This is a genomic window from Acidovorax sp. SDU_ACID1 (assembly GCF_045291395.1).
Taxonomy (GTDB): domain Bacteria; phylum Pseudomonadota; class Gammaproteobacteria; order Burkholderiales; family Burkholderiaceae_C; genus MR-S7.
Window position 1 is genome coordinate 1,160,718 of sequence record NZ_CP152342.1, and the last position, 26,170, is coordinate 1,186,887.

General features: G+C 69.9%; 23 protein-coding genes. 8 read left to right on the top strand and 15 right to left on the bottom strand.

The features are described 5' to 3' along the window. Positions 1 to 47: 47 nt before the first annotated feature. Positions 48 to 2,120, bottom strand: a complete 2,073-nt coding sequence (locus AAG689_RS05690; RefSeq protein WP_406625096.1) for a sodium-translocating pyrophosphatase — start codon at positions 2,118 to 2,120, stop codon at positions 48 to 50. A gap of 206 nt (positions 2,121 to 2,326) precedes the next feature. Here AAG689_RS05690 and ppa point away from each other — a divergent pair, with 206 nt between their 5' ends. After that, positions 2,327 to 2,863, top strand: coding sequence for an inorganic diphosphatase (gene ppa / locus AAG689_RS05695; RefSeq protein WP_020230949.1), 537 nt, complete (start codon positions 2,327 to 2,329; stop codon positions 2,861 to 2,863). Between the two features lie 110 nt (positions 2,864 to 2,973). On the opposite strand, the gene AAG689_RS05700 is transcribed toward ppa, so the two are convergent. Together AAG689_RS05700 and metE are read right to left on the bottom strand one after the other, a co-directional pair. Continuing rightward, a complete protein-coding gene (locus tag AAG689_RS05700) occupies positions 2,974 to 3,432 on the bottom strand; it encodes a DUF4149 domain-containing protein (protein ID WP_406625097.1) in 459 nt (152 codons plus the stop codon). Positions 3,433 to 3,509: 77 nt separating this feature from the next. Then, positions 3,510 to 5,858, bottom strand: a complete 2,349-nt coding sequence (metE, locus tag AAG689_RS05705) for a 5-methyltetrahydropteroyltriglutamate--homocysteine S-methyltransferase (protein ID WP_406625098.1) — start codon at positions 5,856 to 5,858, stop codon at positions 3,510 to 3,512. 97 nt (positions 5,859 to 5,955) lie between these two features. Here metE and AAG689_RS05710 point away from each other — a divergent pair, with 97 nt between their 5' ends. Further along, entirely contained in the window at positions 5,956 to 6,885 is a 930-nt protein-coding gene (locus AAG689_RS05710; RefSeq protein WP_020227356.1) for a LysR family transcriptional regulator, read from the top strand. Positions 6,886 to 6,936: 51 nt separating this feature from the next. Here AAG689_RS05710 and AAG689_RS05715 read toward each other — a convergent pair whose 3' ends face one another. From AAG689_RS05715 to AAG689_RS05745, 7 genes are read right to left on the bottom strand one after another with little or no spacing between them, the layout of a single operon-like run. Continuing rightward, positions 6,937 to 7,542, bottom strand: coding sequence for an AAA family ATPase (locus AAG689_RS05715; RefSeq protein WP_406625099.1), 606 nt, complete (start codon positions 7,540 to 7,542; stop codon positions 6,937 to 6,939). A gap of 5 nt (positions 7,543 to 7,547) precedes the next feature. After that, a complete protein-coding gene (locus AAG689_RS05720) occupies positions 7,548 to 7,868 on the bottom strand; it encodes a TA system antitoxin ParD family protein (protein ID WP_406625100.1) in 321 nt (106 codons plus the stop codon). 51 nt (positions 7,869 to 7,919) lie between these two features. Next, entirely contained in the window at positions 7,920 to 8,777 is an 858-nt protein-coding gene (locus AAG689_RS05725; RefSeq protein WP_406625101.1) for an oxaloacetate decarboxylase, read from the bottom strand. After that, positions 8,774 to 9,952, bottom strand: coding sequence for a 2-methylaconitate cis-trans isomerase PrpF (gene prpF, locus AAG689_RS05730; RefSeq protein ID WP_406625102.1), 1,179 nt, complete (start codon positions 9,950 to 9,952; stop codon positions 8,774 to 8,776). Before prpF ends, AAG689_RS05725 begins: the two co-directional genes overlap by 4 nt. Positions 9,953 to 9,979: 27 nt before the next feature. After that, positions 9,980 to 12,610 carry a Fe/S-dependent 2-methylisocitrate dehydratase AcnD gene (gene acnD / locus AAG689_RS05735; RefSeq protein ID WP_406625103.1) on the bottom strand — a complete coding sequence of 877 codons (2,631 nt, stop codon included), beginning with the start codon at positions 12,608 to 12,610 and terminating at the stop codon, positions 9,980 to 9,982. Positions 12,611 to 12,631: 21 nt separating this feature from the next. Beyond that, the gene (gene prpC / locus AAG689_RS05740; protein WP_406625104.1) at positions 12,632 to 13,789 is read right to left on the bottom strand and encodes a 2-methylcitrate synthase; all 1,158 of its coding nucleotides are present in this window, start codon (positions 13,787 to 13,789) and stop codon (positions 12,632 to 12,634) included. After that, on the bottom strand, positions 13,786 to 14,145 hold the full coding sequence (locus tag AAG689_RS05745) for an acyl-CoA thioesterase (protein ID WP_020227361.1): 360 nt from the start codon (positions 14,143 to 14,145) through the stop codon (positions 13,786 to 13,788). The genes prpC and AAG689_RS05745 overlap by 4 nt, the downstream gene beginning before the upstream one ends. 147 nt (positions 14,146 to 14,292) lie before the next feature. On the opposite strand from AAG689_RS05745, the gene AAG689_RS05750 reads away from it, so the two are divergent. Further along, positions 14,293 to 15,732, top strand: a complete 1,440-nt coding sequence (locus tag AAG689_RS05750) for a short-chain fatty acyl-CoA regulator family protein (RefSeq protein ID WP_406625105.1) — start codon at positions 14,293 to 14,295, stop codon at positions 15,730 to 15,732. A 69-nt stretch (positions 15,733 to 15,801) separates the two neighbouring features. Here AAG689_RS05750 and AAG689_RS05755 read toward each other — a convergent pair whose 3' ends face one another. From AAG689_RS05755 to AAG689_RS05775, 5 genes are all read right to left on the bottom strand, one after another. Next, positions 15,802 to 16,284 carry a GNAT family N-acetyltransferase gene (locus AAG689_RS05755; RefSeq protein ID WP_406625106.1) on the bottom strand — a complete coding sequence of 161 codons (483 nt, stop codon included), beginning with the start codon at positions 16,282 to 16,284 and terminating at the stop codon, positions 15,802 to 15,804. 89 nt (positions 16,285 to 16,373) lie between these two features. Continuing rightward, positions 16,374 to 16,931: a DUF1643 domain-containing protein gene (locus tag AAG689_RS05760; RefSeq protein ID WP_406625107.1), complete on the bottom strand. Its 558-nt coding sequence runs from the start codon at positions 16,929 to 16,931 to the stop codon at positions 16,374 to 16,376. Between the two features lie 16 nt (positions 16,932 to 16,947). Beyond that, entirely contained in the window at positions 16,948 to 17,391 is a 444-nt protein-coding gene (locus tag AAG689_RS05765) for an RNA-binding S4 domain-containing protein (RefSeq protein WP_406625108.1), read from the bottom strand. Beyond that, positions 17,388 to 18,821, bottom strand: a complete 1,434-nt coding sequence (locus AAG689_RS05770; RefSeq protein ID WP_406625109.1) for a sensor histidine kinase — start codon at positions 18,819 to 18,821, stop codon at positions 17,388 to 17,390. Before AAG689_RS05770 ends, AAG689_RS05765 begins: the two co-directional genes overlap by 4 nt. Then, positions 18,818 to 19,501: a response regulator gene (locus AAG689_RS05775; RefSeq protein WP_020227366.1), complete on the bottom strand. Its 684-nt coding sequence runs from the start codon at positions 19,499 to 19,501 to the stop codon at positions 18,818 to 18,820. Before AAG689_RS05775 ends, AAG689_RS05770 begins: the two co-directional genes overlap by 4 nt. Positions 19,502 to 19,654: 153 nt before the next feature. Between AAG689_RS05775 and AAG689_RS05780 the strand changes: the two genes are divergently transcribed. The 5 genes from AAG689_RS05780 to AAG689_RS05800 all read left to right on the top strand — a co-directional run bounded on the left by AAG689_RS05780 (position 19,655) and on the right by AAG689_RS05800 (position 26,144). Further along, positions 19,655 to 20,614: a Bug family tripartite tricarboxylate transporter substrate binding protein gene (locus tag AAG689_RS05780; protein WP_406625110.1), complete on the top strand. Its 960-nt coding sequence runs from the start codon at positions 19,655 to 19,657 to the stop codon at positions 20,612 to 20,614. A 181-nt stretch (positions 20,615 to 20,795) separates the two neighbouring features. After that, a complete protein-coding gene (locus tag AAG689_RS05785; protein ID WP_406625111.1) occupies positions 20,796 to 21,344 on the top strand; it encodes a tripartite tricarboxylate transporter TctB family protein in 549 nt (182 codons plus the stop codon). Between the two features lie 267 nt (positions 21,345 to 21,611). Beyond that, on the top strand, positions 21,612 to 23,147 hold the full coding sequence (locus AAG689_RS05790) for a tripartite tricarboxylate transporter permease (RefSeq protein ID WP_020227369.1): 1,536 nt from the start codon (positions 21,612 to 21,614) through the stop codon (positions 23,145 to 23,147). A gap of 140 nt (positions 23,148 to 23,287) precedes the next feature. Continuing rightward, the gene (locus AAG689_RS05795; RefSeq protein WP_406625112.1) at positions 23,288 to 24,784 is read left to right on the top strand and encodes a sigma-54 interaction domain-containing protein; all 1,497 of its coding nucleotides are present in this window, start codon (positions 23,288 to 23,290) and stop codon (positions 24,782 to 24,784) included. Between the two features lie 157 nt (positions 24,785 to 24,941). Continuing rightward, a complete protein-coding gene (locus AAG689_RS05800) occupies positions 24,942 to 26,144 on the top strand; it encodes a substrate-binding domain-containing protein (RefSeq protein ID WP_406625113.1) in 1,203 nt (400 codons plus the stop codon). Positions 26,145 to 26,170 lie beyond the last annotated feature (26 nt).

The following is a 26,170-nucleotide window of genomic DNA, read 5'->3' on the forward strand; positions in this document are numbered from 1 at the left end:
TGTGCGGCAGATGCGCGCGCCGTGCTGGCGCGCGCCTGCGGCGCGCCCTAGGCGTGGAACTTGACCACCAGCGGCACGATGAGCAGCGCCACGATGTTGATGATCTTGATGAGCGGGTTCACGGCCGGCCCGGCCGTGTCCTTGTAGGGGTCGCCCACGGTGTCGCCGGTCACGGCGGCCTTGTGGGCCTCGCTGCCCTTGCCGCCGTGGTGGCCGTCCTCGATGTACTTCTTGGCGTTGTCCCACGCGCCGCCGCCGGTGCACATGCTGATGGCCACGAACAGGCCCGTGACGATGGTGCCCATGAGCAGCCCGCCCAGCGCCTTCGGGCCCAGCACCAGGCCCACGACGATGGGCACGGCCACGGGCAGCAGGCTGGGCACGATCATCTCCTTGATGGCGGCGCTGGTCAGCATGTCCACCGCGCGGCCGTACTCGGGCTTGGCCGTGCCTTCCATGATGCCCGGGATCTCCTTGAACTGGCGGCGCACCTCCACCACCACGCTGCCGGCCGCGCGGCCCACGGCCTCCATGGCCATGGCGCCGAACAGGTAGGGGATGAGCCCGCCGATGAACAGGCCCACGATGACCATCGGGTCCGACAGGTCGAAGCGGATCGCCTGGCCGAAGCTCTCCAGCTTGTGCGTGTAGTCGGCGAAAAGCACCAGCGCGGCGAGGCCCGCCGAGCCGATGGCGTAGCCCTTGGTCACCGCCTTGGTGGTGTTGCCCACGGCGTCCAGCGGGTCGGTGATGTCGCGCACGCTGCCGGGCAGCTCGGCCATCTCCGCGATGCCGCCCGCGTTGTCGGTGATGGGGCCGTAGGCGTCCAGCGCGACCACGATGCCCGCCATGCTCAGCATGGACATGGCGGCCACCGCCACGCCGTAGAGTCCGGCCAGCGCGTACGACACCACGATGGCCACGCACACGAACAGCACCGGCCATGCCGTGGAGCGCATCGACACGCCCAGGCCCGCGATGATGTTGGTGCCGTGCCCCGTGGTCGATGCCTGGGCGATGTGGCGCACGGGCGAATACTGCGTGCCCGTATAGAACTCGGTGATCCACACCAGCGCGGCAGTCAGCACCAGGCCCGTGGCGCAGGCGCCGAACAGCCGCCCCTGCGCGCCCGTGCCGCCCAGCGCGTTGTCGGGCACCACCCAGGCGGTGACGAACCAGAACGCGACGAGCGAGAGCACGCCCGCTACGCCCAAGCCCTTGTAGAGCGCGGGCATCACGTTTTTCATGCCCGGCGAGGCCTTCACGAAGAAGCAGCCGATGATGGAGGCGACGATGGACACGGCCCCCAGCGCCAGCGGATAGGCCACGGCTGCCCCGGGCGCCGCGCCGATCAACAGCGCGCCCAGCACCATGGTGGCGATGAGCGTCACGGCGTAGGTCTCGAACAGGTCGGCCGCCATGCCCGCGCAGTCGCCCACGTTGTCGCCCACGTTGTCGGCGATCACGGCGGGGTTGCGCGGGTCGTCCTCGGGGATGCCGGCCTCCACCTTGCCCACGAGGTCGGCGCCCACGTCCGCCCCCTTGGTGAAGATGCCGCCGCCCAGCCGCGCGAAGATGGAGATCAGCGACGAGCCGAAGGCGAAGCCGATCAGCGGGTTGAGCACGCTGGGCAGCGGCGCGCCCGGCGCGGCGCGGCCCAGCAGGAACCAGGCGAAGCCCGTCACCCCCAGCAGGCCCAGGCCCACCACCAGCATGCCGGTGATGGCGCCGCCGCGGAAGGCGACGTCGAGCGCCGGCCCCATGCCCTGCGTGGCCGCCTGCGCCGTGCGCACGTTGGCGCGCACCGAGACGTTCATGCCGATGAAGCCGCACGCGCCCGAGAGCACCGCCCCGACGACGAAGCCCGCCGCCGTCAGCACGTCGAGGAACGCGCCGATCAGCACCGCGAGCACGATGCCCACGAGGGCGATGGTCTTGTACTGCCGCGCCAAGTACGCGGCCGCGCCGGTCTGGATGGCGCCCGCGATCTCCTGCATGCGGGCGTTGCCCGTGTCCTTCGAAAGAATCCAGCTGCGCGCCCAGATGCCATAGGCCACAGCGATCAGTCCGCACACCAGCGCCAGCACGAGAGGGGAGGTCAGGCCCGTCGGTCCATTCATTGCAGAGTCTCCTCGTTGGGTTGCACGGGATGGAAGCGCAACGCATGGGAAGTGCTTCCGCTGCGTTGCTTCCTCGTGCTCCCGCGATCACCGGTGGAGACGATTGGCCAACGGATGCATTTAACGCCAAACCCGGCGCTGCAAGCAAGCCGCAAGCATCAAGCGCCTAAAATCCGCCCGTCGTTTCATACCCCAACCCCTCAAACATGTCGCTCAACAACGTCAAGCCCGGCAACAAGCTCCCCGAAACCTTCAACGTGGTGATCGAGATCCCCGCGGAATCCGATCCCATCAAGTACGAGGTGGACAAGGAGTCGGGCGCCGTCTTCGTGGACCGTTTCCTGACCACGGCCATGTACTACCCTTGCAACTACGGCTACGTGCCCCAGACCCTCTCGGGCGACGGCGACCCGGTGGACGTGCTGGTCATCACCCCCTATCCGCTGCACCCCGGCGTGGTCGTGCCCTGCCGCGCGCTGGGCATCCTGAAGATGGAGGACGAGGCCGGCGTGGACGGCAAGGTGCTGGCCGTGCCCACCACCAAGATCCTCAAGATGTACGAGCCCTGGAAGACCGTGGAGGACGTGAACCCCATGCGCCTGAAGGCCATCAGCCACTTCTTCGAGCACTACAAGGACCTGGAAGAAGGCAAGTGGGTCAAGGTGCTGGGCTGGGAAGGCGTGGACGCCGCGCACAAGGAAGTGCTGGAAGGCGTGGAGAACTACAAGAAGTCCCTGGGCTGATTGCTCCGGTTTCCATAGCTGCCAGCGCTTGTGCATCAAGCGCTGGAGGCCGAAAAGGCCATGAAAAAAGGCCGTCCGGAAGGGCGGCCTTTTTGCATGCGCATCCGCGTTCACATCAGCAGCGTGACCACGACGATGACGGTGCCGATGGCCAGGTTCACCCCCACCCCGGCGCGGATGCGGGCCAGCGCCTGGCCGCTCTGGGGCCAGTCCGCCGCGGCGACGGCGTGCTCCAGCCGGGTGAAGGGCGCGAAGTAGAGGTAGGCGAAGATGCCCATCATCACCACGCCCAGCGTGGCCATGATGCTCCAGTCGCGCGGCATGGCAAACGCGCCCTCCGACAGCACCGACACCGTGCCGATCATGCCCAGCCCGGTGGACAGCGCCACCACCACGGCCACGGCCACGGCCGCGAAGAAGCGGCGCAGCACCCCATGCATCAGCCGCACGCGCTGGGGCGGCTCCAGCTCCTGCACGGCGGGGCGCAGGAAGAAGTGGGCGAAGACCATGCCGCCGATCCAGACGATGATCGACAGCACGTGGGCGAGCTTGAGGGCGTTGTAGAGCATGGCGGGCGCATTGTGCCGCCGCGCCGCCCGGCGCGGGCCATGCACCGGTGCGCCGCAGGGTTGATGCTTGTCCGCCGTCAAGCGGCGGCCAGGGCGGGGCGCAGCGCCTGCGCGGCCTGCACCATGTGGCGCAGCGCGGCCTCGGTCTCGGGCCAGCCGCGGGTCTTCAGGCCGCAGTCGGGGTTCACCCAGAGGTTGCGCGCGGGCACCACCTCGGCGGCCTTGCGCAGCAGGCGCGCCATCTCCTCCACGCCGGGCACGCGCGGCGAGTGGATGTCGTAGACGCCGGGGCCGATCTCGTTGGGGTACTTGAAGCTGCCGAAGCCACGCAGCAGCTCCATGTCGGAGCGGCTGGTCTCGATGGTGATGACGTCGGCGTCCATGGCGGCGATCTCGGGCAGGATGTCGTTGAACTCGCTGTAGCACATGTGGGTGTGGATCTGCGTCGTGTCCTGCACGCCGCAGGCGCTGATGCGGAACGCCCGTGTCGCCCAGTCCAGGTAGGGCTTCCAGAGCGCGCGGCGCAGCGGCAGGCCCTCGCGGATGGCGGGCTCGTCGATCTGCACGATGGCGATGCCGGCGGCCTCCAGGTCCGCCACCTCGTCGCGGATGGCCCAGGCGATCTGCTCGCAGGTGCGGCTGCGCGGCTGGTCGTCGCGCACGAAGGACCACTGCAGGATGGTCACCGGCCCGGTGAGCATGCCCTTCATGGGTCTGGCCGTGAGGCTCTGGGCATACACGGTCCAGTCGACCGTCATGGCGCGCGGGCGGGCCACGTCGCCGTAGAGCACGGGGGGCTTGACGCAGCGCGAGCCGTAGCTCTGCACCCAGCCGTTGGCCGTGAACGCGAAGCCCTCGAGCTGCTCGCCGAAGTATTCGACCATGTCGTTGCGCTCGGCCTCGCCGTGCACCAGCACGTCCAGGCCCAGCGCCTCCTGCGTGCGCACGGCGCGTTCGATCTCGGCGCGCATCTGCGCCTGGTACTCGGCCTCGCCCAGCGTGCCCCGGCGATGGGCCGCGCGCGCGGCGCGGATGGCGGGCGTCTGCGGGAACGAGCCGATGGTGGTGGTGGGCAGCGGCGGCAGGCGCAGGCGCGCGCGCTGCGCCTGCTGGCGTGCGGGGAAGGGCGAGCGGCGCCGGTCGCAGCCTTCGGGCGCCGCATCCAGGCGGGCGGCCACGGCGGGGCGGTGCACGCGCGGGCTGGCGCGGCGGCTGGCGATGGCGGCGCGCGCGGCGGCCAGGCGCGGGTCGGCATCGGCCACGCGGCCGTCCAGCAGGCCGGCGAGCAGCGCCACTTCGCCCAGCTTTTCGGTGGCGAATGCGAGCCAGGTGCGCAACTCGGGGTCCAGCGCATCCTCGCCCGCCAGGCTGACGGGCACGTGCAGCAGCGAGCATGAGGGCGCCACCCACAGCGGCCCGGTGTGCTTGGCGGCCACGGGGCGCAGCAGGGCCAGGGCGGCGTCGGGGTCGGTGCGCCAGATGTTGCGCCCGTCCACCACGCCCACCGACAGCACCTTGTAGCCCGGCAGCCAGTCGGCCACGCCCGTCAGCTCCTGCGGGGCGCGCACGGCGTCCACGTGCAGGCCGGCCACGGGCAGCTGGCAGGCCAGGCGCAGGTGGCCCTCCAGGGGCGAGAAGTAGGTGGCCAGCAGTACCTGCGGGCCGGCCTTGCCGAGCTGCCAGTACGCGGGCTCGAAGGCCTGTGTCCAGGCGGAGGGCAGGTCCAGGCCCAGGATGGGCTCGTCGATCTGCACCCACTCCACACCCTGGGCCTTCAGGCGCGCGAGGATCTGCGCGTAGACGGGCAGCAGGCGCTCCAGCAAAGCCAGCCGGTCGAACGGCGCCTCGCCCTTCTCCTTGGACAGCCACAGGAAGGTGAGCGGCCCCACGAGCTGCGCCTTCACGCGGTGGCCCAGTGCCTGGGCCTCGGCCACCTCGTCGAACAGGCGCTCGCTGGCCAGGCGGAACGCGGTGCCGGCGTGCAGCTCGGGCACGAGGTAGTGGTAGTTGGTGTCGAACCACTTGGTCATCTCCAGCGCGGGCTGGCCTTCGCCGGAATGTGGCGCGTGCGCGCAGCCCGCGCCGCAGGCCTCGGCGCCGTGGCCTTGCACGCCGCGCGCCATGGCGAAGTAGCGCGCCAGCTCCGGCGTGCCGGGCGCGAAGCCGAAGCGCGGGCTCTCGCAGCCCAGCATCTGGATGTGGTGGGCCATGTGGTCGTAATAGGCGAAGTCGCCCACCGTGGCGAAGGCCAGGCCCGCGTCGCGCTGGGCCTGCCAGTGGCGCGCGCGCAGCTGGGCGCCCACGGCTTCGAGCGCGGCGGCGTCGATCTCGCCGCGCCAGTGGCGCTCCAGCGCCGTTTTCAGTTCGCGCTGCGCGCCCATGCGGGGAAAGCCCAGCGTGTGGGTGAGGATGGGGGAGGCGGCCATGGTCCGGAAGTCCTTGTGCAAGAGAAAACCGCGATGGTCGGCCAAGCGCGTTTATGATTCAAACGAAAGTTTTGTCTTGTCAGCTTGAATATTTTTAATGATGCAGTCCATCCTGGAAGTCCGCCACCTGCGCACGCTGCAGGCCCTGCGCGACAGCGGCAGCCTGGTCCGGGCGGCGCAGCTGCTCAACCTCACGCAGTCGGCGCTGTCGCACCAGATCAAGCTGCTCGAGGACCGCTACGGCACGCCGCTGTTCGAGCGCAAGTCCGTGCCGCCGCAGTTCAGCGCCACCGGCGCGCGCCTGCTGCAGCTGGCCGACGCCGTGCTGCCGCAGGTGGAGGCGGCCGAGCGCGACGTGGCGCGGCTGTCCCAGGGCCAGGGCGGGCAGATGCGCATCGCCGTGGAGTGCCATACCTGCTTCGACTGGCTGATGCCCGCCATGGATGCCTTCCGCGCGCGCTGGCCCGAGGTGGAGCTGGACATCGTGAGCGGCTTCCACGCCGACCCAGTGGGCCTGCTGCACCAGGGCCGGGCGGACCTGGCCATCGTCTCCGAGCTGGACGCCGGGGAGGCGGGCGCCGTGGACTACCACCCCCTGTTCGGCTTCGAGATCCGCGCGCTGCTGGCCCACGGCCACCCGCTGCTGGACAAGCCCTTCCTGCAGGCGCAGGACTTCGCGGACCAGACCCTCATCACCTACCCGGTGCCCGACGAGATGCTGGACCTCGTGCGCCAGGTGCTGGAGCCCGCCGGCGTGCGCCCGCCCCGGCGCACCACCGAGCTGACGGTGGCCATGCTGCAGCTTGTGGCCAGCGGCCGGGGCGTGGCCGCCCTGCCGCTGTGGGCGGTGCAGGGCTACCTGGACCGGGGCTACGTGGCCGCGCGCCCCATCGGCGCGCGCGGGCTGCGCGGCGAACTGCACGCGGCCTGCCTGCCGCAGCTCTCGCCCAGGCCCTTCCTGCAGGACTTCGTGCGCGTGACGCGCGAGACGAGCTTCGTCACGCTCAAGGGCGTGGAGCTGCTTTAGTTTTGATAGCCGCTTGCGCTTGCTGGGTAAGCGCTAGGCTTGAATCTGCCTTCAGGCGGGAAACAGCATCGCCTGGACCCACAGGGGCAGCGGCGCAGCCAGTTCCGTCACTTCCTGTGGCGTGCGCAGGGCGACCAGCCGTGGTCCGCCGGCTTGGGTGTCGGCGGCATCGTACAGATAGGCCACGTCGGCACGGCGTACGGCCTGCGCCAGCAGCGCCAGCGTGCGTGGGTAGCGTGCCAGGATGCGCTCGGGCGGCACCGGGTGGCCGCCTTCACGCACGCGCTGGGCCACGCGGTCCAGCAGCCGCGCAGGGTCGTCCAGCGCCACCACGTGCAGGGCCACCGTGAAGCCGTGGCGGCGGGCATGGTCGAGCAGCTCCAGCTTGGAAGGGTGCGAGAAAACCGTCTCGCTGGCGAAAGGCGTGCGCGCCGCGATGAGCGCCGCGCGCCGCGCATCGGCCCAGGCGCGTGCGGCTTCGGAGCGCTGCAGTGGGTCCGCAATGTGCTGCAGCGCGTTGCGCTCGTGCAGGTCGGCGTTCACGAACTCCAGCGGCGGCCCCAGCAATCCTTCACGCACCAGAGCGCGGTACAGCGTGGACTTGCCCGCGCCGTTGGGGCCTGCCAGCAGGTGGAACCAGCAGGGCGCCGTGACCATGCGCGTCAGCGTGCGCGCGACTGGTTTTCACGCACCACCTCGCGCACGCGCTCGGCCAGCGAGCCGCGTGCCTGGGCGGCCAGCAGGCGGCTGGTGAGCGCATCGATGGAAGTGGGTGCCGTGGCCTGCTGCGCGGCGGCCTCGTACTGCTCGATGGCGGCACGGGCCTCCTGCACGCTCAGGCCCGTGTGCTCGACCACCTGGCCGAGCGTGGCCCAGTATTCGATCTGGCTGGCCACGGAGCGGCGCAGGGGCTGGGCGGCCTGCCGCGCCTGCTCCACGAGGGCCCCGGGCAGCTTGACGGAGGCGAAAGCAGAATGGGCCATGAAGTGCTCCTTTGGCGCATTTTGCGCCAAAACGCCTGCCCTTGCCAAAAATCAACGGTACCGCTGCTCCAGCGCATCCCAGAACGGCTTGCCTACCAGCCGCTGGCGCTCGGCGAACGGGGCGACCAGCGCCGGGTCTTCGCGCACCTCGCGCGCGTCGCGCAGTTGGGTCAGCACCTTCTGCATGCCGGCCACGGCGCCCTGCAGCGCGGCGTTGGCGTAGAGCACAAAGCCGTAGCCGAGCTGGCCCAGCTCGTCGGCGCCCACGATGGGCGTCTTGCCGCCGATGACCATGTTCATGAGCTGGGGCGCTTGCAGGCGCTGGGGCAGGGCGCGCACGTGCTCCGCCGTGGTGACGGCCTCGACGAAGAGGATGTCGGCGCCCGCCTCGGCGTACGCTTGGGCGCGCTCCACGGCGGCGTCGAAGCCGTGCACGGCCGCCGCGTCGGTGCGGGCCATGACCAGCAGGCCGTCACGGCGCGCATCCACGGCGGCGCGGATCTTGCCGACCATCTCGCTGGTCTCGATCACGGCCTTGTCGTTGAAGTGGCCGCAGCGCTTCGGGCTCACCTGGTCTTCGAGCTGGATGCAGTCCGCGCCCGCGCGCTCCAGGGTGCGCACGGCGTGGTAGGTGTTGAGCGCGTTGCCGAAACCGGTGTCGGCGTCCACGATCAGCGGCACCTCCACCGCGTCGCGGATGCGGGCGGTGTGGTCGGCGATGTCGGTCAGGCCCATGAAGGCCTGGTCGGGCAGGCCGAACCACATGTTGGTGACGCCCGCGCCGGTGACGTAGATCGCCTCGTAGCCCAGGTCGGCGACGACGCGGGCGGAGAGGGCGTTGAATGCGCCAGGGACGATGACGCCCCGGCGGGCTTCGGCGAGGGCCTTGAGTTGCTGCTTGGTGTTCATGCGGATGCTCGGAAAGTGTCGGCCGGAATGCGCACGAATCCTTCCATCAGGATGCGGGCGCTGCGGCTCATGAGGGCCTTGGTGACTGTCCACTGGCCGTTGGTTTGCTGTGCTTGCGCCCCCACGCGCAAGGTGCCTGAGGGATGGCCGAAGCGCACGGCGTTGCGCGTGCCGCCGCCCGCCGCCAGGTTGACCAGCGTGCCGGGAATGGCCGCCGCCGTGCCGATGGCCACGGCGGCCGTGCCCATCATGGCGTGGTGCAGCTTGCCCATGGACAGGGCGCGCGCGAGCAGGTCGATGTCGCTCGCTTCGATGCGCTTGCCGCTGGACGCGGTGTAGCCGGCGGGCGGGGCGACGAAGGCGATCTTGGGCGTGTGCTGGCGCTGGGCCGCCTCGGCCACGTCGCGGATCAGGCCCATCCTGACGGCTCCGTGCGCGCGGATGGCCTCGAAGCGCGCGAGCGCGGCCGGGTTCTCGTTGATGTCGCCCTGCAGCTCGGTGCCGGTGTAGCCGATGTCCCTGGCATTGAGGAAGATGGTGGGAATGCCCGCGTTGATGAGCGTGGCCTGGAAGCTGCCGACACCCGGCACCTCCAGCGTGTCCACCACGTTGCCGCTCGGGAACATCGCGCCGCCTTCGTCGGCCGGCTCGATGAACTCCAGCGGCACTTCGGCGGCGGGGAAGGTCACGCCGTCCAGCTCGAAATCGCCCGTCTCCTGCACCTGGCCGTTGCTGATCGGCACATGGGCCACGATCGTCTTGCCGATGTTCGCCTGCCAGATGCGCACGGTCACGCTGCCATGGATGGGAATGCGCGCCGCGTCGATCAGCCCCAGGTGGATGGCGCAGGGACCCACGGCGGCGGAGAGGTTGCCGCAGTTGCCGCTCCAGTCGACGAAGGGCCGGTCGATGCTGACCTGCCCGAACAGATAGTCGACGTCGTGCCCGGGCCGCGTGCTGCGGGAGAGGATGACGGCCTTGCTGGTGCTGGACGAGGCGTTGCCCAGGCCGTCGATCTGCTTGCCGTACGGGTCGGGGCTGCCGAGCACGCGCAGCAGGATGGCGTCGCGCTGCGGGCCGGGCGGGGGCAGGTCCTTCGCTTCGAAGAACACGCCCTTGCTGGTGCCGCCGCGCAGGTAGGTGGCAGGGATGCGGATCTGTGGTGAATTGCTCATTTTTCAGTAGCTGTTCGCGCTTGCGCATCAAGCGCTGCAGGCCGATTGGGCCAGAAAGTCCTGGGCGAAGCGCTGCAGCACGCCACCCGCTTCGTACACCGAGACTTCCTCGGCCGTGTCGAGGCGGCAGGTGACGTCGACGCGATCGGTCTGGCCGTTCCTGCGGTGGATGACCAGCGTAAGGTCGGCGCGCGGCTGCAGGTCGCCCTCCACGTCATACGTTTCTGTCCCGTCGAGTTGCAGCGTGAGGCGGTTGACGCCCGGCTTGAACTCCAACGGCAGCACGCCCATGCCGATCAGGTTGGTGCGGTGGATGCGCTCGAAGCCCTCGGCCACCACCGTTTCCACGCCCGCCAGGCGCACGCCCTTGGCGGCCCAGTCGCGGCTGGAGCCCTGGCCGTAGTCGGCGCCGGCGATGATGATGAGCGGCTGGCGGCGGTTCAGGTAGGTCTCGATGGCCTCCCACATGCGCACCATCTGGCCTTCGGGCTCGATGCGGGCCAGCGACCCCTTCTTCACCTGGCCATTGACCACGGCCATCTCGTTGACGAGCTGCGGGTTGGCGAAGGTGGCGCGCATGGCGGTCAGGTGGTCGCCGCGGTGCGTGGCGTAGGAGTTGAAGTCCTCCTCGGGCAGGCCCATCCTGTGCAGGTACTCGCCGGCGGCGCTGTCCAGCAGGATCGCGTTGGACGGTGACAGGTGGTCGGTGGTGATGTTGTCCGGCAGCAGGGCCAGCGGGCGCATGCCCCTGAGCGTGCGCGGGTTGGCCGCCAGCGCGCCCACGCCTTCCGTGTCCCAGTAGGGCGGGCGGCGGATGTAGGTGGACTGCGGGCGCCAGTCGTACTGCGGCGCGGCTTTTTCGCCGTCATCGACACGGATGGTGAACATCGGCTCATAGACCTTGCGGAACTGCTCTGGCTTGACCGCCTTCGCGACGATGGCGTCGATCTCCTCGTCGCTGGGCCAGATGTCCTTCAGGCGGATTTCCTTGCTGTCCACCACCGTGAGCACGTCGTTCTCGATGTCGAAGCGCACCGTGCCCGCGATCGCATAGGCCACCACCAGCGGCGGCGAGGCCAGGAACGCCTGCTTGGCATACGGGTGGATGCGCCCGTCGAAGTTGCGGTTGCCCGAGAGCACGGCCGTGGCGTAGAGGTCGCGGTCGATGATCTCCTGCTGAATCTTGGGGTCGAGTGCGCCGCTCATGCCGTTGCAGGTGGTGCAGGCGAAGGCGACGATGCCGAAGCCGAGCTTTTCCAGATCGCCGAGCAGGTTCGCTTCCTTCAAATACAGCTCCACGGCCTTGGAGCCTGGCGCGAGCGAGGTCTTGACCCAGGGCTTGCGCACCAGGCCCAGCCGGTTGGCGTTGCGCGCCAGCAGCGCGGCGGCGATCACGTTGCGCGGGTTGCTGGTGTTGGTGCAGCTGGTGATGGCGGCGATGATGACGGCGCCGTCGGGCATCAGGCCGCGCGCTTCTTCCGAGCGGGCCATCTCCAGCTTGATGGGGCCCGCGATGCCGCGGTCCACCAGCGCCGACGTGGGCAGGCGGCGGTGCGGGTTGGACGGGCCGGCCATGTTGCGCACCACGCGGGACAGGTCGAACGCCAGCACGCGCTCGTACTGCGCGGTTTGCAGCGCCGTGCGCCAGAAGCCCGCCTGCCTGGCGTAGTTCTCGACCAGCGCGATCTGTTCGGGGCTGCGGTCGGTGAGCCTGAGGTAGTCGATGGTCTGCTGGTCGATGTAGAACAGCGCCGCCGTGGCGCCGTACTCGGGGCACATGTTCGAGATGGTCGCGCGGTCGCCGATCGAGAGGCTGTCCGCGCCCTCGCCGAAGAACTCCACATACGCGCCCACCACCTTCTCCTTGCGCAGGAACTCGGTCAGCGCCAAGGCGATGTCGGTCGCGGTGATGCCCGGCTGGCGCCTGCCGGTGAGCCTGACGCCCACGATGTCGGGCAGGCGCATCCACGAGGCGCGGCCCAGCATCACGTTCTCGGCCTCCAGCCCGCCCACGCCCACGGCGATCACGCCCAGCGCGTCGACGTGCGGCGTGTGGCTGTCGGTGCCCACGCAGGTGTCGGGGAAGGCCACGCCGTCCTGTACGTAGACCACGGGAGACATTTTTTCCAGGTTGATCTGGTGCATGATCCCGTTGCCCGCCGGGATCACGTCCACGTTGGCGAAGGCCTTCTTGGTCCACTCGATGAAGTGGAAGCGGTCCTCGTTGCGGCGGTCCTCGATGGCGCGGTTCTTGGCGAACGCATCGGGGTCGTAGCCGCCGCATTCCACGGCCAGCGAGTGGTCCACGATGAGCTGCACCGGCACGACGGGGTTCACGGCAGCGGGGTCGCCGCCTTCTTGCGCAATCGCATCGCGCAGGCCGGCCAGATCGACCAGCGCGGTCTGCCCCAGGATGTCGTGGCACACCACGCGCACCGGGAACCAGGGGAAGTCCAGCTCGCGCTTGCGCTCGATGAGCTGGCGCAGGTAGCCGTTCAACTGCGCCGGGTCGGCGCGGCGCACCAGGTTCTCGGCGTGCACGCGGGCGGTGTAGGGCAAGGTGTCCCAGGCGCCGGGCCGGAGGGACTCGACGGCCTCGCGCGCGTCGAAGTAGTCAAGCGCCGTGCCGGGCAGGCGCTTGCGGAATGCGTTGTTCATCATCGTGGAGCGAGGCAGGGATCAGCGGCGTTGTTCGATCGGGACGAAGGTCTGGTCTTCCGGGCCCGTGTAGTTCGCGCTGGGCCGGATGATCTTGTTGTCGATGCGCTGCTCGACGATGTGCGCCGCCCAGCCGCTGGTGCGCGCGATCACGAACAGCGGGGTGAACATGGCGGTGGGCACGCCCATCATGTGGTAGCTCACGGCGCTGAACCAGTCGAGGTTGGGGAACATTTTCTTCACTTCCCACATGACCTGCTCCAGCCGCTCGGCGATGTCGTACATCTTGGTCGAGCCCGCCTCGTCGGACAGGCGCTTGGCCACGCCCTTGATGACGACGTTGCGCGGGTCGCTCACCGTGTAGACCGGGTGGCCGAAGCCGATCACTACTTCCTTGGACTCCACGCGGCGTCGGATGTCTTCTTCCGCCTCATCGGGGTTGTCGTAGCGCTTCTGGATCTCGAAGGCCACCTCGTTCGCGCCGCCGTGCTTGGGGCCGCGCAGCGCGCCGATGGCGCCGGTGATGGCCGAGTACACGTCGCTGCCCGTGCCCGCCACCACGCGCGCGGTGAAGGTCGATGCGTTGAACTCGTGCTCCGCATAGAGGTTGAGTGAGGTGTGCATGGCCCGCTCCCATGCTGCACTGGGCTTCCTGCCGTGCAGCAGGTGCAGGAAGTGCGCGCCGATGGAGTCGTCCTCCGTCTCCACCTCGATGCGCTTGCCCGAGCTGCTGAAGTGGTACCAGTACAGCAGCATGGAGCCGAGCGAGGCCATGAGCCGGTCGGCGATGTCGCGCGCGCCCGGCAGGTTGTGGTCGTCCTTCTCGGGCAGCGCGCAGCCCAGGGCGGAGACGCCCGTGCGCATCACGTCCATCGGGTGGCTGGCGGCGGGCAACTGCTCCAGCGCCTGCTTCACGCTGATGGGCAGGCCGCGCAGCGCCTTGAGCTTGGCCTTGTACGCGGCGAGTTCGGCGCGCGTGGGCAGCTTGCCGTGCACCAGCAGGTGGGCGATTTCCTCGAACTCGCAGACCTCGGCGATGTCCAGGATGTCGTAGCCGCGGTAGTGCAGGTCGTTGCCCGTGCGGCCCACGGTGCAGAGTTGCGTGTTGCCGGCGGTCACGCCCGAGAGGGCGACGGATTTCTTCGCCTTGGGGGCGGCGGTCGTGGTGGCGGTGGTCATGTGGTCTCCGGTTTCAGGTAGGCGTTGGCGATGGGCGCGGGGCGGCCGTGGGCGTCCACGGCCACCATCTCGAAAACCCCTTTCAGCACTTCTTCGGTCGGCGTGCCCGGGGCCTGCGCGAGGCCGGTCACGCACACGGTGAGCGAGCTGCGGCCCACGCGGCTGACCCAGGCGCGCAGCAGGAGCTGCTGGCCCACGCCCACGGGGGCGAGGAAGTCCACGCGGGTCACGCTGGCCATCACCACCTCGCGCTGCGCCGCCCCGCGCGCGGCCAGGAAAGCAGCACGGGCCATGCGGTTCAGCCCGTTGCCGGCGAACAGCGTGCCGTGGTGGTTGGCATCTCCGGGAAACACCATGTCCGCCGTCTCGGCGGTGCCTTGGGGGTTGTCATGCTTCGCAATCTACGCACAATAGCTCCCCCGCATAAGGCCTGAATTGGCGAATGGTTGTGAACTTTTCCCCCGGGTTTTGCGAATATTGCGAAAGATCAGCAAGAGAGAGCGATGAAAAAAACCTTCATGGGCGTGCGCCTGCGCCGCCTGCGCGAGGAGCGCGGCATGACCCAGGTGGCGCTGGCGCGCGCGCTCGACCTGTCGGCCAGCTACCTGAACCAGATCGAGCAGAACCAGCGCCCGCTCACCGTGCCCGTGCTGCTCAAGATCAACGCCGTGTTCGGCGTGGACGTGCAGCGCTTTTCCGACGACGACGAGGCGCGCCTGATCGCCGGCCTGCGCGACGTGATGGCCGATGTGGCCGCCGCCAGCCCGGGCGATGCGGTGTCGCTCGCCGAGATCCGCGAGCTGGCCGCCAACATGCCCGCCGTGGCGCGTACGCTGCTCGCCCTGCACGAGGGGCGGCGCGAGGCGCGCGAGCGGCTGGAGGCGCTGTCGCAGCACCTGGGCGACGACCGCGCGGGCCCGGCGGCGCAGGCGCCCATGGCCTACGAGGAGGTGCGCGACTTCTTCTTCGCCCGGCACAACCACATCGCCGAGCTGGACGACGCGGCCGAGCGCCTGGCCTTTGAATGGCGCCTGCCGCCCGGCGCGCCCGAGCCCGGTTTGCTGCACCGGCTGGAGACCGCCCACGGCGTGCGCGTGGCGCTGCTGGCCGAGCCCGGCCCCGGCCACGAGGGCGAGGCCACGCAGCGGCGCTTCGACGCGGCCGCGCGCGTGCTGTACCTGTCGCCCGCGTTGCAGGGTGCGCAGCGCGCCTTCCAGATGGCCACGCAACTGGCCTTCCTGGAGATGGAGCCGCAGCTGCGCCGCATCGTGCAGGGCGCGGGCCTGTCGGGCGATGCGGCGCGTTCGCTCGCGCGCATCGGCCTGGCCAACTACTTCGCGGGCGCGCTGCTGCTGCCCTATGCCACCTTCCTGCACGCGGCCGAGGCGCTGCACTACGACATCGAGCGGCTGGGCCAGCGCTTCGGCGTGGGATTCGAGACCGTGTGCCACCGCCTGTCCACCCTGCAGCGCCCCGGCGCGCGCGGCGTGCCGTTCTTCTTCATCCGCGTGGACCGCGCGGGCAACATCAGCAAGCGCCAGTCGGCCACGCACTTCCACTTCAGCAAGATCGGCGGCACCTGCCCGCTGTGGAACGTGTACGAAGCCTTCGCCCAGCCCGGCCGCATCGTGCGCCAGCTGGCTCGCATGCCCGACGGCCGCGCCTACCTGTGGATCGCGCGCACCGTCACGCGCAGCGCGGGCGGCTGGGGCGCGCCGGACAAGACCTTCTCGGTGGCGCTGGGCTGCGACGTGCAGCACGCGGACCAGCTCGTCTACGCGCGCGGGCTGGACCTGGCCGACCCCGGGGCCGCCGTGCCCATCGGCATGGGTTGCAAGGTGTGCGAGCGCACGGCCTGCCCGCAGCGGGCCTTCCCGCCCATCGGGCGCGCGCTGGAAGTGCAGGAAGACCGCAGCAGCCTGGTGCCGTACCGGGTGGCGTAGCGCTATCGAATAAGGAGCTGCTCGCGCTTTTTGGATAGGCGCTGGAGGCCTAAAAGGCTTGAATCCAGGTCAGGCCAGCTTCTTCTGCCAGAACATGGCTTTGCCCATGTCCGGGTCGAGCTCGTAGTCCGCGAAGCCGAAGGCGCGGTAGGCGCGCTGCGCCACGGCGTTGCCCTCCAGCACCTCCAGGGTCAGCTTGCAGCACTGGCGCTCCCGGGCGCACTCCTCGGCCTTGGCGAGGATCTTTTGTGAGAGGCCGCGGCCGCGGAACCGGGGCGCGACCGCCATGTCGTGGACGTTGAGCAGCGGCCTGCAGGCGAAGCTGGAAAACCCCTCGATGCAGATCGCCAGGCCTGCCGGCTCGCTGCCGACGAACGCCAATACCGCCAGGGCCTGCGGGCGCTTGTGCAACTCGGCAACGAGGTTGTCCTTCACGAACTCCGGAAGTGGGGCGCCGCAGCCCATGGCGTCTTGCGCATAGGCGTCGAGAAGCTGCACGACAGCTTGGGCGTGCAGTGGGTTGTTCCAGTCTGCGATGACGATGGTTTCCATGGTGTCTGTGGAAAGTTTGCTATTGAAAGAAGAGCTTCTTGCGCTTGGTGGGAGAGCGCTGGCGGCCAAAATGCATCGGAATCTGCGGCCTACGCGAAGTAGGGAATCAGGGGAGCGTCGTACGGCTGGTACAGCGGATGGACAGGCGCGCCACTCTTGTTCTTGCCGAAGCAATAGACCTTCGCGGGGTCGCACACGTCTCGCAGGATGTCTTCCACCGCCTGCCCGCGCCCCGACGCGTGTCCGGGATTGCCCCAGCCCACGACGACGATTCTGGCCTTGGCCGCAATGCGCCGTATCCATTCGTCGTTCTCGGGAAGGTTGACCACGGCGGCCTTGACCAGGTCCGCCGAGCGGGTGCCGCGAATGGACATGGCGTTGAGTTGGTAATAGGCACCGACACCCCAGTACTCCCTAGCCCGGCGCACCATGCCGTTGACGGTGCGGTCGCCCGCGTCCTCCGCCGCGCCGGAGGGGTTCATGCCGATGCCACATGCGTAGTCCTGCGCATCGCCCCAATGCCGAAAGAGGGTGAACCGATGGGTTCTGCAGGTGCTGAAAACCGTGCGTTGCGCGACCAGTGGGTCTATGGGGTGGATGGGAGGCGGGGCCGCCGATCCGAGGGCGGCGGTAGATAAGCGGGACATTCGTGGATTCCTCGGGTCAGAGTTTGGCCGGTGGTTCATCGTCCACCGACGCGCTCCACCGGTCGCCCCAGCCGCGCTCCAGCGCGTCCATACTGCGCCGGTCGCGTTTGGTGGGGCGGCCTTCGCGCAGGCTGGCGGCGGGTTCGGGCGCCAGGCGGCGCGCCTCGGCGGCCTGGGCGCGGGCTGCAAGGCTGTCGGCGGTTTCTTCGTAGAGCTGCTGCGCCACGGGGGCGGGGCCGCGGTAGTTGCTCAGGGCGCGCACGACCACGGTGCGCGCCACCGGACCCTGGCGCAGCGCCACGGTGTCGCCCACGCGCAGCTCGCGCGAGGCCTTGGCGGCCTGGGCGTTGACGGTGACGCGGCCCTTGGCCGTTTCTTCGACCGCCAGGGCGCGTGTCTTGTAGAAGCGGGCGCACCACAGCCACTTGTCCAGGCGCATGGATTCGGGAGGAGGGGTCATGGCGCAATTGTCGCCAACGGCGCCAGGGGCAGGCGTACGACGGCATCCAATCCGAGGATGCGCGCGCCCTCGCGGCGGTTGGCCAGGGCGATGGTGCCGCCCAGGGCCTGCACGATCTCGCGGCAGATGGCCAGCCCCAGGCCGGAGCCGGTGCGCACGTCGCCGGCCGAGAAGGGCTGGAACAGGCGCGCGGCCAGCTCGTCGTCGATGCCGGGGCCGCCGTCGGCGATGGTGAGGATGGCATGGCGGCCATCGCCGTGGCGGCCGTCGGCGCGCAGGGCGATGGCCAGCTCGGTGCCGGGCGGGGCGTGGCGGATGGCGTTGTGCAGCAGGTTGCGGCACAGCTCGCGCAGCATCCATTCGTGCGCATGCACGGGGGCGGCGCAGGTGTCGATGCCGAAGTCCAGGTCGCCCTGGGCGACGAGGGGCGAGAGCTCCAGCGCGATCTCGCGCAGCACCGCGTCCAGGCGCGTGACGGGCACGGCGCCCTGCTGGCGCAACTGCTCCACCTTGGCCAGGGCCAGCATCTGGTTGGCGAGCTGGGTGGCGCGGTCCACGGTGTCGCCGATCTCGTGCAGCGCCTGCGGCGCGGGCGTGTCGCCGCGCAGCGCGGACTGCACCTGTACCTTGAGCACGGCCAGCGGCGTGCGCAGCTGGTGCGAGGCATCGCGCACGAAGCGCTGCTGGTGCGCGAGCAGGTGCGACAGGCGCTGCATGACGGCGTTGGTGGCGTCGATCAGCGGCTGCAGCTCGCGCGGCGCGGCGGGCGCGGCGATGGGGGCCAGGTCGCCCTCGGGGCGCGCGCGCAGGTCGGCGCTGAGCTGGCGCACGGGCCGCGTGGCGCGCTGCACCACCAGCACCACGAGCAGCGCGATCAGGCCCAGCAGCAGCGCCTGGCGGGTGAGGGTGGTGCGCAGGATCTGCAGCGCGGCGGCCTCGCGCAGCTCCAGCGTCTCGGCCACCTGCACCACGGCCATGCCCCGGCCCTCGCTGCTGGCCACGGGCTGCAGCAGCACGGCCACGCGCACGGGCGCGCCGCGGAACTGGTCGTCGTAGAAGTCCACCAGCGCCGCATAGGGCGGCCGCGCGGGGATGGCGCCGCGCCACACGGGCAGCTCGGCGAAGCCCGAGACCATCTCGCCGTGCAGGTTGGAGACGCGGTAGAACATGCGGCTCTGGTTGTCGGCCTCGAAGGCCTCCAGCGCCGCGTAGGGCACGGTGGCGTGCAGCTCGGCCAGCTCGTCCCAGCCGCGCACGTCGAGCTGTTCGCTGATGGTCTTGGCCGATGCCAGCAGCGTGCGGTCGTAGGCCGTGTGCAGCGCGGCCAGCGCCTGGCGGTGCAGGCTGTAGGTGTTGACGGCGACGAACAGCAGCGTGGGCAGCAGGATACCCACGAGCAGCTGGCGGCGCAGCGAGCGGGGGCGGCTCACGCCTCGGCCTTCAGCAGGTACCCGAGGCCGCGCAGCGTCATCAGCACCACGCCGGTGCCCGCGAGCTTCTTGCGCACGCGGTAGACCACGACCTCGATGGCCTCGTACTGCACGTCGCTCTGTCCGGGAAAGACCAGCTCGTACAGCCGCTCCTTGGCCACGGCGCGCCCGGGCTGGGCCAGCAGCGCGCGCAGCAGGGCCAGCTCGCGCGGGGTGAGGTCCATGGGCGCGTCGTGGGCATAGATGGCGCCGCTGTCCTTGTCGTGGCGCAGCACGCCCAGCGTGGCGGCGGCGGGGGCGGGCCTGGCCTCGGCCGCGTCGCTGCTGCGGCGCACCAGGGCGCGCAGGCGCGCCTCCAGCTCGTCCAGGTCGAAAGGCTTGGGCAGGTAGTCGTCGGCGCCGGCGTTCAGGCCCAGCACGCGGTCGCCCACGGTGCCGCGCGCGGTGAGCAGCAGCACGGGCGTGCGCAGGCCGGCGGCGCGCGCCTGCTGCAGCACCTGCAGGCCGTCCAGGCCGGGCAGGGTCAGGTCGAGCACCACGGCGTCGGGCGGGCGGGCGCGCCACTCGGCCAGTGCGGCGCGGCCGTCGGACAAGGCGGTGATGGCCATGCCCCGGCGCGTGAGCGAGCGCTGCAGCGTGGCCTGCATGGTGGCATCGTCTTCGACGAGGAGCAGTTGCATGGTGCGCGGATTGTCCCGCCTGCGGCGCGGGGCGGCGGCGCCGGCGGAGCGTGCGCGGATGCGTGATAACCCCTAGCGCCAGGACAGCGGTTTGACAGCTTGCGCGCGCATCATCGTCCGGTCGGTTCAACCAATGATGCACAAGGAGACTCCATGCGCCGCGACACCTTCCTGAAATCCCTGGCCGCGCTGGCCGCCGCCGGCAGCCTGCCGCTGTCGGCCCAGGCGGCCGTGGCCGTCAAGATGATGATCCCCGCCAACCCCGGCGGCGGCTGGGACACCACCGGCCGCGCCCTGGGCAAGGCGCTGCAGGACGCGGGCGTGGCCTCGTCGGTCACGTACGACAACAAGGGCGGCGCGGCCGGCGCCATCGGCCTGGCGCAGTTCGTCAACGGCAGCAAGGGCGACCCGAACGCCATGATGGTGATGGGCGCCGTGATGCTCGGCGGCATCATCACCGGCAAGCCGCCCGTGGGCCTGGACCGGGTGACGCCGCTGGCGCGCCTGACCAGCGAATACAACGTGTTCGTGCTGCCCGCCAACTCGCCCTTCAAGACCATGGCCGACGTGGTGGCCCAGCTCAAGAAGGACCCGGGCAGCGTGAAGTGGGGCGGCGGCTCGCGCGGCTCCACCGAGCACATCGCGGCGGCCATGATCGCGCGCGAGGTGGGCGTGGACCCGGCCAAGATCAACTACGTGGCCTTCCGTGGGGGCGGCGAGGCCACGGCGGCCATCCTGGGCGGCAACGTGACCATCGGCGGCAGCGGCTACAGCGAGTTCGCCGAGTACATCGCCGCGGGCAAGATGCGCCCCATCGGCGTGACCTCGGGCACGCGCCTGCCGAGCGTGAACGTGCCCACGCTCAAGGAGCAGGGCATCAACGTCGAGATCGGCAACTGGCGCGGCGTCTATGGAGCGCCCGGCATCTCCAAGGCCCAGCGCGATGCGCTGATCGCGCTGATCGAGAAGGCCACCAAGAGCAAGGCCTGGGCCGAGGCGCTGCAGAAGAACGACTGGACGCCCGCGTGGCTGGCCGGGGATGCGTTCGCCAGCTTCGTGGACCAGGAGTTCGCCAGCTTGCGCGCCACCATGGTCAAGTCCGGCATGGTGTAAGCAGGTACACCTCCCTGAGGCCCTGCGGGCCTTCCCCCGCTCTCTACGCGCTTCGCGCTCCGGGCAGGGGGACGCAGCCAGCGCGGCGGGGCGGCCCTTGCGCGGCTGCCCGCGCTTGGGCCACGCCAGTTTCATGCGTTGTGGGTGATGCTTGCTTAGCCCCCTTTTCCAGGAGCCGTTCATGTCCGAACCTTCCCTCACCGGCGCCGACGAGGCGCCGGATTGCATTCCCTCGCCGCGTGCGCAGACCGTCGTCGGCGTCGGCGTGCTGCTCGTGGCCGCCGGCATGGCTTTCGGCGCGCTGCAGATCTCGTCCGAGGCCGGCTACGGCGGCGTCGGTCCCAACTTCCTGCCGTGGCTGTGTGCCGTGGTGCTGGCCGTGTGCGGCGCCTGGCTGGTGTGGGAGGCGCGCACCGGAGGCTTTCGCGAGGCGTCCGATCCGGGCGGGCAGCCCCGGGCCGATATCGGCCCCTTCGTCTGGGTGTCCGCGGGCCTGCTGGTCAATGCGGCGCTGATCGGCACCGTGGGCTTCATCGTGAGCTGCACCGTGTGCTATGTGCTGGCCGTGCAGGGCCTGCGCCGCGCGGGGCGCCAGCCGCTGGCGGGCACGCCCGCCACCTGGGCCAAGGACGTGGCGACGGGGCTGCTGATCTCCGCGCCGGTGTTCTGGGCCTTCACGCAGTTCCTGGCGATCAACCTGCCGGGTCTCACTGAAACGGGGTGGCTATGAACCTCTTTATGGCCCTTTTATGGGGTACGTTGCCCCGCCACGGCAGTGGCTGCAAAGCGCAAACCGCAGACGGGCTGGTGGCCCGGCGAGGATTTGCAACGCGGCAGACGCTGCCGTGGCAGGGCAACCCTTCGGGCATGGCAGCAAACGGCCACGCTCGTTGTTGCCCACCTTGCCCAGGCCGCCAGCATGGGCTGCGGTGGGCGCCTAGATCGTGGCCGTTTGCTGCCATGCGCACCCCATAAAAAGGCCACAAAGAGGTTCTCAATGGAAATCTTCGACGCACTCCTGGCGGGCTTCGCCACCGCCATCACCCCTGCCAACCTGTTGTGGGCCCTGGTGGGCTGCGCCCTGGGCACGGCCGTGGGCGTGCTGCCCGGCATCGGGCCGGCCGTGGCCGTGGCCATGCTGCTGCCCATCACGGCCAAGGTCGAGGTCACGGCCTCGATGATCTTCTTCGCGGGGATCTACTACGGCGCCATGTACGGGGGATCGACCACCTCCATCCTGCTCAACACGCCGGGCGAGACGGCGAGCATGGTCACCGCCATGGAGGGCAACAAGATGGCCAAGAGCGGCCGCGCGGGGGCGGCGCTGGCCACGGCGGCCATCGGCTCCTTCGTGGCGGGCACGGTGGCCACGGTGGTGGTGACGCTGTTCGCGCCCTCGGTGGCCGAGTTCGCCGTGAAGCTGGGCCCGCCCGAATACTTCATGCTGATGGTGCTGGCCTTCACCACCGTGAGCGCGGTGCTGGGCCAGAGCGCGCTGCGCGGCATGACGGCGCTGTTCCTGGGCCTGGCGCTGGGCTGCGTGGGCATGGACCAGATCTCGGGCGCCGCGCGCTACACGGCGGGGCAGATGGAGCTGCTGGACGGCATCGACATCGTGCTCGTGGCCGTGGGCCTGTTCGCCGTGGCCGAGGTGCTCTACGCGGCGCTCTACGAGGGCCGCGTGGTCGAGACGCAGAACAAGCTGAGCCGCGTGCACATGTCGGCGCGCGACTGGAAGCGCTCCTGGCCCGCATGGCTGCGCGGCACGGCCATCGGCACGCCGTTTGGCTGCATCCCCGCGGGCGGCACGGAGATCCCCACCTTCCTGAGCTATGCGACCGAGAAGAAGCTCGCCAAGGGCGAGGACAAGGCCGAGTTCGGCGGCAAGGGCGCCATCGAGGGCGTGGCCGGCCCGGAGGCCGCGAACAACGCCACGGTGACGGCCGCGCTGATCCCGCTGCTCACGCTGGGCATTCCCACCAGCAACACCACGGCGGTGCTGCTGGGCGCGTTCCAGAACTACGGCATCAACCCGGGGCCGCAGCTGTTCAGCAGCTCGGCCGCGCTGGTGTGGGCGCTGATCGCGTCGCTCTACATCGGCAACCTCATGCTGCTGGTGCTGAACCTGCCCATGGTGGGCCTGTGGGTCAAGCTGCTCAAGGTGCCGCGCCCGCAGCTCTACGCGGGCATCCTGATCTTCGCCACGGTGGGCGCCTACGGCATGCGCCAGAGCGCGTTCGACCTGTTCCTGCTGTACGCCATCGGCGTGCTGGGGGTGGTGATGCGGCGCTTCGACTTCCCCACCGCGCCGGTGGTGGTGGGCATGATCCTGGGGCCGCTGGCCGAGGCGCAGATGCGCAACGCCGTGGCGCTGGGAGAGGGGAGCTGGTGGATCTTCCTGCAGCGGCCCATGTCGCTGGCGCTGGTGGTGATCGTGCTGGCCGTGCTCATCGTGCCGCGCGTGCTGCGCCACTGGGCGGTGCGCAAGGCAGCTCGCCGCCACCACTACCAGTCCGCCGACGACATCGTCTGACGGGCCAGCACCCGGGGGCTTGGCCGCCCCCGGGACTCCCCACCAGAGAGTGTGCTTGCACGGGCGCGGAGTGTAGCACGTGATTGAGAATCGTTCTTGTTAATAATGGTCAACATGGGGCGCCGCGCTACCATCGCCCCATGCCGCTGAACACCGACGCCTCGCCCCTGCCGCTGGATGCGCAGGGCATCCTGGAACTGGCCGCGCGCTCCATGTTCCAGCTCTTCTCCAGCATGAGCCAGGGCATGTTCCTGGTGGACCTGAGCGGGCGCATCGTGTGGGTGAACGAGGGCTACCGGCGCTTCCTGCCGGACCTGGGCGTGGGCTCCGTCAACGACTTCGTGGGCCGCATGGTGGAGGAGGTGATTCCCAACACCCAGATGCGCCGCGTGCTGGAGACGGGCCAGCCCGTGCTGGTGGATCTGCTCACCAACAAGGCCGGCACCTTCGTGGTCAGCCGCATTCCGCTGCGCGGCGACGACGGGCAGGTGATCGGCGCCATCGGCATCGTGCTGTTCGACCACCCCGAGACTACGCTGCAGCCGCTGATCGGCAAGTTCGCCCGGCTGCAGCGCGACCTGGACGAGGCGCGCCGCGAGCTGGCCGCGCAGCGCAGCCGGCTGCCCGCGGGGCAGGGCGCGCGCCGGGCCAAGCACACCTTCGCCAGCTTCGTGGGCGCCAGCCCCGCAGCTGTGGAGGTCAAGCGCCAGGCGCGCCGCGCGGCGCAGTCGCAAAGCCCGGTGCTGCTGCTGGGCGAGACGGGCACGGGCAAGGAGCTGCTGGCGCATGCCATCCACGCGGCCTCGGCGCGCGCCGCCGGGCCCTTCGTGAGCGTGAACATCGCGGCCGTGCCCGACACGCTGCTGGAGGCCGAGTTCTTCGGCGTGGCGCCGGGCGCCTACACCGGCGCCTCGGCCAAGGGGCGCGAGGGCAAGTTCAAGCTGGCCGACGGCGGCACGCTGTTCCTCGACGAGATCGGCGACATGCCGCCCAGCCTGCAGGCCAAGCTGCTGCGCGCGCTGCAGGAGGGCGAGATCGAGCCGTTGGGCAGCAACCAGCTCGTGCCGTTCGACGTTCGCGTGGTGGCCGCCACCTCGCGCGACCTGGCCGCGCTGGTGCGCGAGGGGCGCTTCCGCGAAGACCTGTTCTACCGCCTGCACGTGCTGCCCATCCGCGTGCCGCCGCTGCGCGAGCGGCGCTCGGACATCCCCGCGCTCGTGGAAGCGCTGGGCGAAGACCTGGCCCTGCGCAGCGCCGCCGCGCCGCCCGAGCTGCTGCCCGACGCGCTGGCGCTGCTGGCAGGCCAGGCCTGGCGCGGCAACATCCGCGAGCTGCGCAACGTGCTGGAGCAGGCGGCCATGCGCAGCGACACCCTGGCCATCGGCGCGCAGCAGCTGCACGACGTGCTGCGCGAGAGCGGCGTGGAGCCCGCCGCCCCGGCGCCTGCGCTGGAGCATGCCGAGCCCGACGAGGCCGCGCGCCTGCTGCGGCCCCTGGCCGTGCAGGTGGCGGAGCTGGAGCAGCGTGCCATCGCTGCCGCGCTGGCGCTGCACGGCGGAAACAAGCTGGCCACGGCGCGGCACCTGGGCATCTCACGCGCCACGCTGTACGAACGCATGGAAAACCCTGATAAATAATCAGGCAATTGTCTGTTTTTCAGGCATTGATTTGTCTCAAAAACAAACAAAACCAGTGGCTTTTGCGCCATTTCGCAGAAAAACCGCCTGCAGACAGGCTGGCATGGTGTGTGCAATCACGGGGCGGCATTGCCCAACGATTCAAGAGGAGACACACATGCACCATCGCCGCACCTTCGCCGTCCGCGCCTGCGGGCTGGCCGCCGTCCTGGCCGCCGCGTGGGGGCCGTCCGCCGCCATGGCCCAGCAGGAGATCCGCATCGCCCACGTCTACAGCAAGACCGGCCCGCTGGAGGCCTACGGCAAGCAGACGCAGGCGGGCCTGATGATGGGCCTGGAATACGCCACCGGCGGCACCATGGCGGTGGCCGGCAAGAAGCTGGTGGTGATCGAGAAGGACGACCAGGGCAAGCCCGACCTGGGCAAGAGCCAGCTCGCCACCGCGTATTCCGACGACAAGGCCGACCTGGCCGTGGGCCCCAGCGCCTCGGGCGTGGCGCTGGCCATGCTGCCGGTGGCCGAGGAGTACAAGAAGGTGCTGATCGTCGAGCCCGCCGTGGCCGACTCCATCACCGGCGACAAGTGGAACAAGTACATCTTCCGCACGGGCCGCAACTCCAGCCAGGACGCGATCGGCAACGCCGTCGCCATCGACAAGCCCGGCACCACCATCGCCACGCTGGCGCAGGACAACGCCTTCGGCCGCGACGGCGTGAAGGCGTTCAAGGACGCCATCAAGAAGGGCAAGCTGGTGCACGAGGAATACCTGCCCGCCGCCACCACCGACTTCACGGCCGGCGCGCAGCGCCTGATCGACAAGCTCAAGGACCAGCCGGGCAAGAAGGTGATCTGGATCGTCTGGGCGGGCGCGGGCAACCCGTTCAAGATCAACGACATGGACCTGAAGCGCTACGGCATCGAGATCGCCACGGGCGGCAACATCCTGCCGGCCATGGCCGCCTACAAGGGCATGCCGGGCATGGAGGGCGCCACCTACTACTACTTCGGCATCCCCAAGAACCCGGTGAACGAGGCGCTCGTCTCCATGCACTACAAGCAGTACAAGACGCCGCCGGACTTCTTCACCGCCGGCGGCTTCTCGGCGGCCATGGCCATCGTCACCGCGCTCAAGAAGACGAACGGCGACAGCAGGAGCAACACCCTCATCAAGGCCATGGAGGGCATGAGCTTCGAGACGCCCAAGGGCACCATGACCTTCCGCAAGGAAGACCACCAGGCCATGCAGAGCATGTACCACTTCCGCATCAAGAACGACCCGGCCTTCGCCTGGGGCGTGCCGGAGCTGGTGCGCGAGATCAAGCCCGAAGAGATGCAGGTGCCGATCCGCAACGGCCGCTGATCCACTCCTGTTTTGATAGCTGCCAG